General features: G+C 71.4%; 12 protein-coding genes and 1 pseudogene. 2 read left to right on the top strand and 11 right to left on the bottom strand.

Annotated elements, in window-relative coordinates; all coding sequences use genetic code 11:
- Nucleotides 1-210: 210 nt before the first annotated feature.
- On the bottom strand, nt 211-2,649 hold the full coding sequence (fxsT, locus tag ACWFQ8_RS27955; protein WP_453789047.1) for an FxSxx-COOH system tetratricopeptide repeat protein: 2,439 nt from the start codon (nt 2,647-2,649) through the stop codon (nt 211-213).
- Nucleotides 2,650-2,829: 180 nt separating this feature from the next.
- Nucleotides 2,830-2,952 carry a hypothetical protein gene (locus tag ACWFQ8_RS27950; RefSeq protein WP_453789046.1) on the bottom strand — a complete coding sequence of 41 codons (123 nt, stop codon included), beginning with the start codon at nt 2,950-2,952 and terminating at the stop codon, nt 2,830-2,832.
- Between the two features lie 101 nt (nt 2,953-3,053).
- Between ACWFQ8_RS27950 and ACWFQ8_RS27945 the strand changes: the two genes are divergently transcribed.
- On the top strand, nt 3,054-3,773 hold the full coding sequence (locus ACWFQ8_RS27945; RefSeq protein WP_453789045.1) for a site-specific integrase: 720 nt from the start codon (nt 3,054-3,056) through the stop codon (nt 3,771-3,773).
- Between the two features lie 161 nt (nt 3,774-3,934).
- Here ACWFQ8_RS27945 and ACWFQ8_RS27940 read toward each other — a convergent pair whose 3' ends face one another.
- The 6 genes and pseudogenes from ACWFQ8_RS27940 to ACWFQ8_RS27915 all read right to left on the bottom strand — a co-directional run bounded on the left by ACWFQ8_RS27940 (nt 3,935) and on the right by ACWFQ8_RS27915 (nt 9,205).
- A complete protein-coding gene (locus ACWFQ8_RS27940; protein WP_453789052.1) occupies nt 3,935-4,975 on the bottom strand; it encodes a vWA domain-containing protein in 1,041 nt (346 codons plus the stop codon).
- A 607-nt stretch (nt 4,976-5,582) separates the two neighbouring features.
- A pseudogene (locus ACWFQ8_RS27935) lies at nt 5,583-6,374 on the bottom strand (serine/threonine-protein kinase); the annotation flags it as partial.
- A gap of 128 nt (nt 6,375-6,502) precedes the next feature.
- A complete protein-coding gene (locus tag ACWFQ8_RS27930; protein ID WP_453789044.1) occupies nt 6,503-7,117 on the bottom strand; it encodes a TetR/AcrR family transcriptional regulator in 615 nt (204 codons plus the stop codon).
- On the bottom strand, nt 7,114-8,259 hold the full coding sequence (locus tag ACWFQ8_RS27925; protein ID WP_453789043.1) for a saccharopine dehydrogenase: 1,146 nt from the start codon (nt 8,257-8,259) through the stop codon (nt 7,114-7,116). The genes ACWFQ8_RS27930 and ACWFQ8_RS27925 overlap by 4 nt, the downstream gene beginning before the upstream one ends.
- 154 nt (nt 8,260-8,413) lie before the next feature.
- Entirely contained in the window at nt 8,414-8,662 is a 249-nt protein-coding gene (locus ACWFQ8_RS27920; protein ID WP_384531678.1) for a hypothetical protein, read from the bottom strand.
- A gap of 48 nt (nt 8,663-8,710) precedes the next feature.
- Nucleotides 8,711-9,205, bottom strand: a complete 495-nt coding sequence (locus tag ACWFQ8_RS27915) for a hypothetical protein (protein WP_453789042.1) — start codon at nt 9,203-9,205, stop codon at nt 8,711-8,713.
- Nucleotides 9,206-9,487: 282 nt separating this feature from the next.
- Here ACWFQ8_RS27915 and ACWFQ8_RS27910 point away from each other — a divergent pair, with 282 nt between their 5' ends.
- Entirely contained in the window at nt 9,488-9,862 is a 375-nt protein-coding gene (locus ACWFQ8_RS27910; RefSeq protein WP_453789041.1) for a toxin Doc, read from the top strand.
- A gap of 17 nt (nt 9,863-9,879) precedes the next feature.
- Here ACWFQ8_RS27910 and ACWFQ8_RS27905 read toward each other — a convergent pair whose 3' ends face one another.
- The 3 genes from ACWFQ8_RS27905 to ACWFQ8_RS27895 form a co-directional block, all read right to left on the bottom strand.
- Nucleotides 9,880-10,266 (bottom strand): hypothetical protein, encoded by a 387-nt coding sequence (locus ACWFQ8_RS27905; RefSeq protein WP_453789051.1) that lies wholly within the window; start codon nt 10,264-10,266, stop codon nt 9,880-9,882.
- A 336-nt stretch (nt 10,267-10,602) separates the two neighbouring features.
- A complete protein-coding gene (locus ACWFQ8_RS27900) occupies nt 10,603-11,520 on the bottom strand; it encodes a MurR/RpiR family transcriptional regulator (protein WP_453789040.1) in 918 nt (305 codons plus the stop codon).
- 65 nt (nt 11,521-11,585) lie between these two features.
- Entirely contained in the window at nt 11,586-12,293 is a 708-nt protein-coding gene (locus tag ACWFQ8_RS27895; RefSeq protein ID WP_453789039.1) for an NADPH-dependent FMN reductase, read from the bottom strand.
- Between the last annotated feature and the right edge of the window lie 99 nt (nt 12,294-12,392).

The following is a 12,392-nucleotide window of genomic DNA, read 5'->3' as shown; positions in this document are numbered from 1 at the left end:
CCACCGTCCACGCAAAGTCCACGGCTACCGCAGCTCAGCCGAGATCTACTATGACCTTCTGAACAGCGGTGATGCACTGACCGCTTGAGCCCGCCGTCGTTTGCCGACACTCACACCCGCGGACCCAACCACCGCTACGCTCACACAATGCAACAATAATTACAGAGTGCTACTTGTCGCTTGGCGGCGGCTCATGGATACAGGGCCTCCTCAGCCGCCACTGGCTGCGACGTTCCTGCGCCGCAGCCAGTGCCACCACCGGCTCTGTGGCCGTTGGGTGGACATGGCCAGTGCTGTCTCCAGCGCGTTGCGGGTGCTCAAGGTATGTGTGTGCTCGTCGCCCAGGAAGCGGACGCGGTCATCGAGGGTTCGGCGCAGCAGGTCTATCGCCTCGGCCTGCTCAACTGCACTGGTCAAAGCGAGAGCGAGGTTGTGGCGACTGGCGAGGGTATCCGGGTGCTCGGGGCCCAGGATGCGGGTGCGGTCCTCCAGGGTCTGCCTGTGCATGCGCACTGCTTGTGCGTGCTCGCCCATCCCATCCAGCGCGAGACCGAGGCTGTCCCGGCTGGCCAGCGTGTGCGGATGCTCGTCGCCCAGAATGCGGGCGTGGTCGTTGAGCGCCTGCCGCAGCAGCTGTATCGCTTCCGTCTGCTCACCCGCCCTGGTCAGGGCGCTGGCGAGGTTGTGGCGGCTGAGCAGGGTGAGGTGGTGCTCGGGGCCCAGGATGCGGGTGCGGTCCTCCAGGGTCTGCCTGTGCATCCGCACTGCTTGTGCATGCTCGCCCATCCCATCCAGCGCGAGACCGAGGCTGTCCCGGCTGGCCAGGGTATGCGGATGCTCGGGGCCCAGGACACGGGTACGGTTGTTGAGGGTCTGCCGCAGCAGACCCACCGCCTCGGCATGCTCACCCGTCCCGTCCAAAGCGCATGCGAGGTCATTGCGGCTGGTCAAGGTATCGGGGTGCACGAGGCCCAGGATGCGGGCGCTGTCCTCCAGGGTCTGCCGGAGCAGGCGTATTGCCTCGGCCGGCTCTCCCATTCCGAACAAGGCATTGCCCAGGTTGTTGCGGCTGGTCAAGGTATCGGGGTGCTCGGGGCCCAGCATGCGGGTCTCGACGTCGAGGACCCGTTCATGCAGCAGGCGCGCCGCACCGAAAGCGCCAGCCTCCTGCAGCACCTGCGCCAGGGCGTTGAGAGTGGTGCGGTGGTGTGTGGCGGTGCGCGGGTCCGCGTAGTCGAGCAGCAGCGGCAGGTGGGGGGCGAGGAGCACGGCTGCAGGCCAACCAGCGCGCCCGCGCTGGTTGGCCTCGTGCACGGCCGTGGTCAGCCGCTCGGCAAGGGCCCGGTGCCACACGGCGAGATCGGAGGTCTCGGCCGTGAGGGCGACAGCGTTGATCTCTCGGATCAGGGGATGCAGCACCACCTGCGCCCCCTCACTGCTGCCTGACGCCAGACCGGTGCTGCCGGGAGAGTGGGGCAGGCCGAGGAGACCGTAGCGGTGCAGGCCGGCGAAGGCGGCCTCCAGGGCCACCGCGGTGACGTCGTGTCCGGTGACGACGGATAGCAGGTCCGGGGTGATCAGGGACAGTGGGACGGGGGCTTGAGCCAGCAGGGCCAGCAGTCGCAACAAGGGGCGGGCCAAAGCGTTGCCCTCCCCGGCGAGCTGGTCCAAGGACACCTCCCAGGTGTGCCGCACCACGGCGCGGGCGACCTGCGGATGGGAGGCATTCGGGTGCGCCGCTCCCAACAAGAACCGCAGTTCCTGTTCCAGGGCCTGGCGGTAGGCGGCAAAGGTGCGGTAACGGCTGGTGGGTCCGGCCAGATAGGTGCCGGCCGCGTGCAACGCCAGTGGCAGCCCGCCCAGTCGCGCCGCAAGCTCCCGGGCCTGCTCGGCGGTGCCGGCCACGGGAGCAGCGTCCAGTAGGACCTGCCCCGCAGGTCGCACCGGCAGCGGCTCCAGTGGCAGCAGCTGTGCGCACGGACCCCAGGTCTGCTCGCTGCCATCCCGGCTGGTCACCACCAGCAGGCCCCGGCCGTGAGGACGGATCCAGCCGCGATAGTCGGCCACCGGCTCCCCTGCCGGGCCGATCTCGTGCGGCTCGTCGGCGTTGTCCACCACCAGCAGCCACCGCCGCACCCGGCCCAACTGTCGCCAGACCACATCCGGCAGGCTCGCCTGCCCCGCTCGCGCGGCCTCCAGCTCTGCCTCTGGCAGGCCGCAGGCCAGGGCCGTCTCCACCATCTGCTGCGCCAGCTCCGCACCGTCGCGCCAGCGCACCCAAAACACTCGCCAGCCCGCCGCCTCGGCCTGGGTGGCCAGTTGCGCGGCCACCGTTGTCTTGCCCATCCCGCCGACCGCGCACAGCACCGCGAACCGGCCTTGTGGCCGCCGAAGCATGCCTGCCAGCACGGCGAGTTCTCCCTCACGCCCCCGCACGCGCTGAACATGCGGGGGGCGTAACGAAGCCTGCTGGCCTCGGGCCAGTCGGCTCACCGGTGCCAGCCGCGCCGGGGGCCTTGGTGCGGCATCCAGATGCCGGCCCCACAGCAACAGCCCGATGCTGACCACCACCAGCACGGCGAACACCGGCCAGATCACCCACGCCTGCGCCGCCCAGCCAGGCACCGCGTCACTGGCGTAATTGGTCACCGGCCCCAGCACAGCCGCCACCAATGCGGCCCCTCCCGTTACCCCCGACCCGGCCCACGCACCCCGTCTACGCCCCACGGTCTGCCACCCCCCGTCCACCGTCACCTGGATGTTCCCGCCTGGATCACGTCCATGGAAGGGTGCGGGTAGTCACGACGCGGGCGGCGGTGTTGCTCCGGTTCAGCGGCCGGGTGCCGAGCCTGCTGCTTGAACGCCGTCATCCGCCGCGCGGCGCGGCCCGGGCACCAGGGCAGGCAGCAGGTCGAGCCGCTTGTCCATGTCGAGGCGGAAGGTGCCGTACATCTCCTTATCTAAACACCTTCGAGTGACGCCTGGACCGGCGCCGTGGCGATCGAGGTCCGGGGTTCGTTGGGCCGTCTGAGTGCAGGCTCGGGGAGGCCGGTGTGCGGGTGGTCAAGGAACGTGATGGCGGTGTCGTACGACGAGTCCGATTGGTCGACGGCGACGGCGAGCCGGTCACGGCGGCCTGCCGGTTCCTGGATCATCTGGTCGACCGGAACTTTTCGCCGCACACGATCTGCGCGTACGCGTATGACCTGCGGCGCCTGTTCACCTTCCTCGCTGGTGAGGGCATGGACTGGCGAGAGCTTCGGGGCCCGGATGCCTTGCGGCTGCTGGCGTTCCTGCGGCGGGCGCCCTCGCGTCGACCAGCCCAGCGGCTCGGCCTGACGGTCGTGGTCGGCGGTCCGGAGGCACCGGGCAGTCTGCTCGCGCCGGCGACGGTGAACCGAATCTTGGCCGCCGTTTCCAGCTTCTACGACTGGGCGGTGGTCGCCGAGGAGTACGACGGCGACTCCCCGATGCAAAAGCGCCTTGACCCCGCACTTGCCCGGGTGCCGGGCCCGCAACCGCTACCGGCCCTACAAAGCCAGGGCGACGGCGACGCGGATCTGGCGCGCCCGGATCCGGACCAGCCCGTGCTCTTGGTAGTCCGGCTAGACGGCCCGGGCCGTGCCGAACTCGCCGGCTTCCCAGGCGCCTACTCACGGGCCGAAGCACCTGCAATGGCCAGGCCCGCCTGGCTGGCCCTGCCCTGGTCCACCTCTACTCCACCGGGGACTGGCACGTCACCCTCCGGTGACGGGGCGGGAGCTGAGCGCTGACTTGGCCGTTGCGGCAGGACGTCCCCTCACACTCACCGGCCCCTCAGGCGACCCCCTCAAGCAAGCCCGTGCCATGTCCGCCGGCATTGCCCGTACGGTCGGGTCGGCGGGAGCCGCACGCGCACGGCCCCGCCGGCTGGGCCGGCGGGGCTCCCGAGGCGTCAGACCATGAGCAGTAGCCGCGTCTGCAGCACGAGCTTCCGGTTCACGCTGGTGCTCTGTACGAAGATGGTGAACTCGTCGTTGTGGTCCGGCTTGATGCGGACTTCCGTGTCGGGCAGGCCGAGCAGGGCTCGGGCTTCCGGTCCCGTGTAGACCTGATCCGTCTTCTTCTCCAGTACCGCGATCTGCTTCCGCGCCTGGATCTTTTCCGACTTGCTCAGCTGGTAGTACGCGCAACCGGTGTGGTAAGTGTGTCCGCTTTCGACGACCCAGTCCCGGATAACTGCTTCCCGGGCCACGGGAATCAGGTGGTACCGCGACGGATCGACCGGGGTGAGACCGGCCGCCGCAATGGATTTCTTGTTGACCGCCTCCGCCCCCGTGGAGAACACCGCCCGCGATCCACGAATGCCCTTGCTGCGGCCCACCATGAAGTTCTCGGTGGCCTTCAGGATGGCTTGTCCGGCTTCCTCCAGACCCTGTGTGCTCGTGGCATCCCAAACGGCGATGTTGTCCTTCGGGAAACCGCACTGCATGGCCTCGCGCTTGCCCATCTGGTCCGGCACGAGGACGGCCAGCGTCCAGTTGTCCTCCTGCGTCTCGATCATCGTGGCCACGGCCTGCACCAGTTCACGAGGGTCCCGAGCAGGGGCGTCCGGGCAGCGGTGACTTGCGTTCTCCTGCCCGTCGGTCAGCACGAACGTGAGGAAGCTGTGGTCGCCGTAGAGCTGTGCCGTCTGCGCCAGTTCCCGCTGCGATTTCAAAGTGGCGGCCAGCAGGGCGGTCATTCCACCGGCCCGGTACATCTGCTGGAGGGACGGCATGCGCAGCACGTCCTTGTCGTAGATGACGCACTCCACCTTGTTCGAGAAGACGTACACCGTGACACGGGTTTCCTGATCCAGTTCCTGCGACCGGCGCGCCAGATAGGCGATCTGCTGATCGGCGACCTCGACGACCTTGCCGCTCAGGTGTGACATGGACGAACTGGCATCCAGTACAAGAGCAACGTGATTGATGTAGTTCTGGTTTCCGGACATTGCCGCCCCCCGTTGTTCCGACCGACTCGATGCTCCGATCCTCTCAGCCACCACTGACAATCGAAGGGCGCCGGATCGTGGGCCGGGCATTTCGCTGGGCGGCGGACCGCCCCCAACTCCTCTGGCTATTCCTCGGGCAGGGACAGGGGGAAGGGGCACGGTCAGGGTCGTGGGAACTGGGCCTTGTCGAGCAGTGCCTGCAGATGTGTCATGACCTCCGGGGTGACGTCCCCCACGCATGCCGTTCCGGTGAGCACCACGTTCGGGTGGTCCGGGCCCACTGGCCGCTGCACGGTGAGTATCTTGCTCCCAGCCGTCCACGAGCACGGTGTCCCCCTCGACGGGGATGCGCTCCAGGCGGGTGGCGATCAGGCCGGCGAGCGTCTCGTAGGGGCCTTCGGGCACCTCGAAGCCGATCTCTTCCAGCTGGTCGACGCGGACGCTTCGGCCGCCTCCCACACCGGCCAGGGGTCGTCGCGGGCGGGCCGGGGCGGGGGGTGGTCAGGAGCCCGTGCAGGTCGGTCCGGCGGCGGGCGGCGTCCGCCACGAGGGCCGGTGGCAGGGCCTCGCTCCAGTCCGACTCCTCACCGGCGCCGAGCCGCTCCCGCAGGGCGTCGGCGGTCGGGCGCCGGTCCGGGTCCTTGGCCAGGCACTCCCCCATCAGGGCCAGGAGCGAGGGCGGCACGCCGTCCAGCAGCGGCTCGTCGTGGACGATCCGGTACAGCAGGGCCGGCAGGTGGAGTTCCTCGCCAGGGGCCAGGAACGGGCCGCGCCCCGTGGCCGCGTACACGAGGACCGCGGCGAGGGAGAACACGTCCGCCGGCGCCCCGGCCACGGCGCCGGTCGCCTGCTCGGGTGCGAGGTAGCCGGGCGTGCCGATGACCGCGCCGGTCTGCGTGTGGCGCGCGTCCCGCACGGCGCGGGCGATGCCGAAGTCGATGAGGAAGGGCCGTTCGGGGCCGAGCAGGACGTTGGCCGGCTTGATGTCGCGGTGCACCACGCCGGCCGCCCGTACCGTGACGAGCGCCGCCGACAGTTCGCGGGCCAGGGAACGTACGGCGGCTTCCGCCAGCGGCCCGTACCGGTGTACCCAGTCGCCCAGTGACGGCGCGGCGATGTACTCGGTCGCCAGCCACTGCGGTGACTCCCCGGGCGGGCTGAAGTCCACGACCGAGACCGTCCACGGGCAGCGCACGCGGTCGTTGGCGCGTATCTCGCGGGCGAAGCGTTCCGCGAAGTCCGGCTCCTGGCTCAGGTGCCGGTGCACGGTCTTGAGGGCCAGCGGCCGGCCGGACGCCGTACGGGCCAGGAACACCTCGCCCATGCCGCCCTCGCCGAGCCGTGCCAGCAGGCGGTACCCGCCGATCTCCGGCGGGTCACCCGGCCGCAAAGGCTCCACAGACTTTCCCCCGCCCTCGGCACCGTTGACGAACGGCACTGTACGGACCGGTCGTTGCCTCGGGTCGAAGCAGGGTGCGGTACAGGGGTGCGGTGCAGGGGTGCCGTGCAGGGGTGCCGTGCGGCCCGTCAACCTCCGTGTCCGCCGGTGTCCGCGTGTCCCGTGAGGAGGGTGAGTGCGGTGCGGGCAAGGAGGGAGTCCGTCGCGGGTTTCGGGGTGCCGGCGATGCCCGAGCGCATCAGAGCGCTGCCTTCCAGGAGTGCGATGAACACCTCGGCGCGGGCGCGGTGTTCGCTCGCGGGCAGGTCTGGGAGGTGGAGGCGGATCTGCGTGGTGACCAGGTCGGCGTAGTGCCGGTAGAAGGTGCGGACGGCCCCGGCGACCGACGCGTCACGGGCGGCCAGGGCCCACAGCTCGACGAACAGTCCGACCAGGGCGGGGTCGTCCTGTTCGGCGAGCAGCAGGTCGACGAGCCGGTCCAGCGGTACGGGCTCGGTGCTGTCCGGGCCCAGCCCGGGGGCCACGTCGGCGAGGCGGTCCAGTGAGCGGCGCAGGAGGCGGTCGAGGACTGCGTCGAGGAGGGTGTCGCGGGTGGGGAAGTAGTACTGGAGGTGCCCGAGGCGGACCCCGGCGGCCTCCGCCACGGCGCGCAGGGACAGCGCGCCGTGGCCGCCGCCGATCAGGGTCCGTTCGGCGGCGTCGAGGAGGGCGGCGCGGCGGGCGGACCCCTTCGCGGTACTCACGCGGCGGCCGGCGCGGCGGGCGGCCCGATGGGGCATGGCGACGCGGCGGTGGCGACCGTAGTGACGTCGATGCGCACGCCGGCTTCCTCCAGGGCCGGCAGGACGGTGTGCGGCAGCGGATGGGACTCGGGGAAGGCGAGGCCGGGGCGGGCGGGCGCGCCGTCGGTCCCCAGGACGCGGTGCAGGCCGGCCAGGGCTCCGACGGCGGTCAGGTGGGCCTGGCCGCGCGGGTCGGTGACGGTGGCCAGCAGGACACCGCGCGGTCCCTCGACCTCGATGCGCAGGCCGGCGGTGCCACCGTCTCCCGGGGCGTGGAGGAGGCGTCGCCGTACCGGGCGCCAGCGGTCGCCGGCCGCGCGGCGGAAGAAGCCGACGCGGCCCAGGCCGACGAGGGCGGAGGTCGCGGCGGTGCTGCTGAATCCGATGCGCGTGGTCACGGTGCGGGCCCCCAGGGTGAGCGGCAGGGTGAACTGCTCGGGGGTGTCGATCCTGGCGACTTTGGTGCGGTGGTCTCCGATGGTGTGCGTGAGGACGCCGGTGAGCGGGGTGACGGATCGGGCCCGGCCGTCCTCGCGCACCTCGAAGTCGACGCCCAGGCGGTCCATGAACTCCACGGAGTCCGCTCCGGAGCGGTCGGCGAGGTCGTATCGGATCGCGGTGTCCACGCGGTCGGCTCCGCCCAGGCGCTCCGCGAGGGCGGCGGCGACCAGGGGCACCACGCCGCCCATCCAGCCGGAGGAGAGCAGGACCGGCGCCGGCGCCGCTGCCGGTGCGTCGGTGCCGGGCGGGCCGAGCGCGACCAGGGCCGCCGCGCGGTGCACCCGGGAGGTCCAGCGGGTCACGTCCACGTACGGGACGCCGCCGGCGAGGGCGGCGCGCAGTACGCGGTCGCCGGGATCGTTGGCCACGCCCACGACCGCCCGGACTCCGGCCCGGAACGGTTCCGGGGCGGACAGGTCCCAGCGCCGCGCCTCGCAGCCGAGTTCGCCGGTCAGTGCCGCGGCCTTCTGCGGCGAGCGGCCCACGAGCAGCAGCGGCCAGCGGCCGGCGACCGCCCTGGCCAGTTCGGTCCCCACCGTTCCGTAGCCTCCGACGAGGAGGACCGGTCCATGGGGGTCGTGCACCAGCTGGTCGTTGTCCATACGAGGACTATAGGTCACTCGACCTAGAAAACGTACGGTCAGCCCTCCACCGTCCGCCGGCGAGCCGCCCCGACTCGCGCACGGGGGTCGGCGAGCCGCCGTGCCGCGTGCGCCTCGCGGGCCACCACGTCGGCGGCGGCTCCGGGCCGGGCGGTCAGGGGAGGTCGCCCGTCGGGGGGTCCGTCGTGTAGACGTGCGGGGTGTCGGACTCCCATTCCAGGAGCGGGGTCCCGCCGAGGACGACGTCGTCCGGATCGGGCATGCCGGCGCGGCGCAGGAACTCGATGACGTCCGCGTCGGAGCGAGCCACCCCGAGGGACGATTCGCCGCCCGGGGTGCGCAGCGTCACCTGCCGGCCTCCTGACGGGAAGATCCGGTGTACGACGACGGGTGCGTGGCGCATACCACCAGCCTGGCCCCACCCGGCCGCCCCGGCACTCCGGGGGAGCCGTCAGGGGGTGGCGCCGGCCGCCGGGGCCGGTGCGATGCGGAAGGACGAGGGGTCCGGGTAGGTGGCCCGCTCCGCGCGCAGGACCTCCTCGATCTCCGCCTTGAAGCCGGGGTCGAAGAGCTCCACGTCCAGCAGGAGCCGCAGCCCCCGCACGGTCGGGTCCAGGAGCGGGCGGCCCATGCGGGAGCCGCCGCCGGATACGCCGGCGAAACCGGCGCCGGCCCGCGCAGCGGCGTTCGCGACCCGGCCGTCGAGGCCGGCGGCCGTGTAGCCGGCGATCAGCGCGAGCTCCGAGAGGTACTTGCGGGCGCCCCGCGCCATCTCCTCCGCTCCCTGGAGGGTCTGTACGGAGCCTCCCGCCACTTTGAAGTCGTCGCTGACCCGCTTGAGGCCGCGCGCCTGGTACACGGTGTGCGCCTCTTCGAAGAGCCGGCCCGCCTCATCGACCGCCCTCATCGCCGTCACCAGCTGATCGATGCCGTTCTCGCGCTCCACGCTGCCTCCTGATCCGGAACTGTGCTGCTGCACAGACCGTAGGAGGCAAGACCTCCCCTACGGAACACCTCTGCGCGGGGGAGATAATTCCGGCCACCGTTCCCGCGGCCGACACCGGGGCACTGAGCACGGCGGGATCCGCCCGACCGGGCGGGGCCGGTCTGCCCGAACCGCCCCCCGGCCGGCCCTGGGGCGGAGATACTCGGGGGATGAACGCGATCACCGCCGTCCCGCGCCGGACCGGTCCGGCGAGCGCCGGATCCCGGGGGGCGTGAGGCGCGCGTGGAACTCCACATCGATCACCGCTGGCTGCTGGAGCGGCAGGAGGCGCTGTTCAAGGACGTGGCGGTCGCCGACCACTCCGCCCTGGCCGCGGCCGTCGCCCGGCACCGGGTGAACACCCCCAGTCTGCGCGTGGACGACCCCGACGCGTACTGGCGCGCGGCCGCCCTGCTGCACGCGATCGTGCTGCTCCGACCGCTCCCCGACTCCAACGAGTACTTCGGCTACGGCGTGGCGGTGGCGTACATCGAGGCTTCCGGGGAGGCGGTGGAGGCCTCGTACGAGCAGTGGCGCGAGCTCGTCACCGACATCCGGATGCTGCGCGCCACCGCGTTCGACGTGGCCGACCGGCTCCGCTCGTGGCGGCCCGCGTAGCCCCCGCACGGGGCCGGTCAGCGTCTGCGCTGGGCCGTCGCGTTCACCTGGAGGGCGTCCGTGACCAGCCGGACTGCGCGCGAGAGGCGGCTCAGCTGCTCCAGTTCGACCGCGTACATCCTGATGGCGTTCTCGATGACCGACTCGGCGACGCCGAGCATGGGCAGTTCGGCGCGGCTGGTCTGCAGGGCCACCCGTACGGCGCGCATCTCGTGCTGGAGCTGGAGCTGTGCGTGCCGGGCCAGGATCGCGGGATGACGGTTGAGGGTCAGGTAGCCGCCGTAGCGGGCCGGGAGCAGGTCCCGCAGCCAGCGCGTGGCCGTGCGTTCCCAGTCATGGGTCCCGGGGGCCTTGACCTGCAAGGGCCAGTCGGGACTGCGCGTGATGGTGGCCGTCTGGGGCATTCTCGTCACTTCCGAGTGGTGTCGAACTCTGATCGAGACGTTGCTGGGGCGGCCTCGGCCCAGGGGTTGACCGAGGCCGCCATGGGCGCTCAGCGGGATCCGAAAGCCCGACGGCCCGCGGTCGCGACGTGAGGAGGTCGTCGCACCGCGAATCTGTTCTAGGCGGACGTGGGGACGTCCTCCTTGGCATCTGGTGGATCCGGAGCGCCGCCGTCAGTAAACATATATACCGTCGAGTAATCAAGAGTATGAAAAATTTCATGCACGTCGATGGCTGAATACGCCCTTGAAAAGGGGTGTCGCGTCCGATCCTGCCCAAACGCCGCGGTGCTCGCCCTACAGGAAGAAACCGTGCTGGTCAGCGGCCTGCTCGTACCCTTCGAGCCGAGCCTGCGTACGTTCGGGATCGGCGTCCGCCATCGCCTGAAGCAGAGCGGCGGACAGCATCCCGGGCGCCGCATACGAGTCGAACACCAGCCGCGAACCCGTCCCCGCGGTCAGGACCACATCGGCCTCGTCCACCAGCGGTCCCACGGTGGGGTCCGTGATCAGGACGACGCGCAGCCCGGTGCTGCGGGCGGCCCGCAGTGCGGCCAGGGTCTCCTTGGCGTGCCTCGGCATGGCGAAGGCCAGGACCCAGCTACCGCCCGCCGAGCGGGACTGGAGCAGCGCGTCGTACGCCACGCTGCCGCCGCGCGTCACCAGGCGCACATCGGGATGGATGCGCCGCGCCGCGTACGCGAAGTACTCCGCGAGGGAGACCGAGATCCGCAGCCCGAGCACCGTCAGGGGCACGGACGCGGCCAGTTCCCGGCCGATGTCCAGCACCTGGTTGGTGTCGGCGAGCAGTCGGCGCACGTTCTCCAGGTTCTCGATCTCGGCGTCCACGGCGGCCTGCAGCTCGTTGCGGCGGATCTGCTCGCGGATGTCCGGGGAGCCTGCGACGGCGCTCAGCGCGATCGGTTGGAGCACCTCGCGCAGGGCCGGATAGCCGCTGAACCCGAGGGAGGCCGCGAAACGGGTCACGGAGGGCTGGCTGACGCCGACGCGGTCGGCGAGCTCGGTGATCGAGAGGAAGGCGGCCTCGGTGAGGTGGTCGATCAGGTACTGGGCGATGCGCCGCTGGCCCGGGGACAGCCGATGGCCGTCGAAAAGGGCCAGGAGCCGGTCCGCCGGGGGACGCCCCTGCTCCGACGGCTGGCTGCCCGGCGTGATCGCGGCCGCCTGGGCCCGAGCCTGCTGCCCCGATGACACCGGAGGGCCTCCTTACTCATGTCACTCGCGCTCAAACATAGCTCACGCCCTGTGGCCGACGAAGATCAGTCCTGGGCGCGGGACGTCACCGGCGCGTCGGTGCGGTCGCCGAGGAACTCGTACCAGCGACGCTGCAGGCACAAGTAGCGGGTGTCCGCCTCGGCGAGGTCGAGGAAGGCGCCGATCGTCGCGCCCAGCCGCTCGCCCAGGCCGGCGTCGGCGAGGGCTCCGTCCTCGGCGAAGGCCTGGTGGGCCATGGCCAGACTGAACATGTCGGGGTAGACGCGGGCCCCGAGATGTTCCAACGGTACGCGCAGGGCCCACAGGCCGCGGTTGCCGCCGACCATGGAGGGGGACGCCGAGACGAGCAGGGTCTGCTTGTCCTTGAAGGGCTGGGGCCGGACGCGCGAGACCCAGTCGACGGCGTTCTTCACCACGCCGGGCACGGAGGCGTTGTACTCCGGCGAGGCGATGACCAGGGCCTGGGCCTCGGCGATCCGGTCGCACAGGGCAAGCGCCCCCGGCGGCAGGCCGTCGGCCGCCTCCGCGTCCCCGTCGTAGGACGGCATGGGGAAGTCGCCGAGCGTCGCGAGGTCGGCGGTGGCGCCGGCGCCGGTCACCAGGGCCGCGACGAGGGCGGCGAGGCGGGTGTTCACCGAGCCCCGGCGGGAGGATCCGGACAGGACGAGCACGCGGAGGGAGGCACGGGTGTGCGCGCCGTGGTGCGGTCGGGCCGGATCCGCGGGGAAGTGGTCGTGGTCGGTCGCATTCAATGCCGTCTCCTGCCGTCGCTGCCGTTGCTGCCGTCGCTGCCGTCGCTGCCGTCGCTGCCGTCGCTGCCGTTGCTGCCGTCCCGTGCGCCCGCGCCCGTC

Source organism: Streptomyces sp. NPDC055254 (assembly GCF_053606025.1).
Note: the sequence above shows the minus strand (reverse complement) of the source record. Positions and strands in the feature narration are given on the sequence as shown.

Excerpts from the sequence above, each read along its gene's own strand:
- ACWFQ8_RS27950 (WP_453789046.1), bottom strand. The coding sequence starts at position 2,952 with ATGTACGGCACCTTCCGCCTCGACATGGACAAGCGGCTCGACCTGCTG.
- ACWFQ8_RS27940 (WP_453789052.1), bottom strand. The coding sequence starts at position 4,975 with ATGTCCGGAAACCAGAACTACATCAATCACGTTGCTCTTGTACTGGAT.
- ACWFQ8_RS27925 (WP_453789043.1), bottom strand. The coding sequence starts at position 8,259 with ATGGACAACGACCAGCTGGTGCACGACCCCCATGGACCGGTCCTCCTC.
- ACWFQ8_RS27920 (WP_384531678.1), bottom strand. The coding sequence starts at position 8,662 with ATGCGCCACGCACCCGTCGTCGTACACCGGATCTTCCCGTCAGGAGGC.
- ACWFQ8_RS27905 (WP_453789051.1), bottom strand. The coding sequence starts at position 10,266 with ATGCCCCAGACGGCCACCATCACGCGCAGTCCCGACTGGCCCTTGCAG.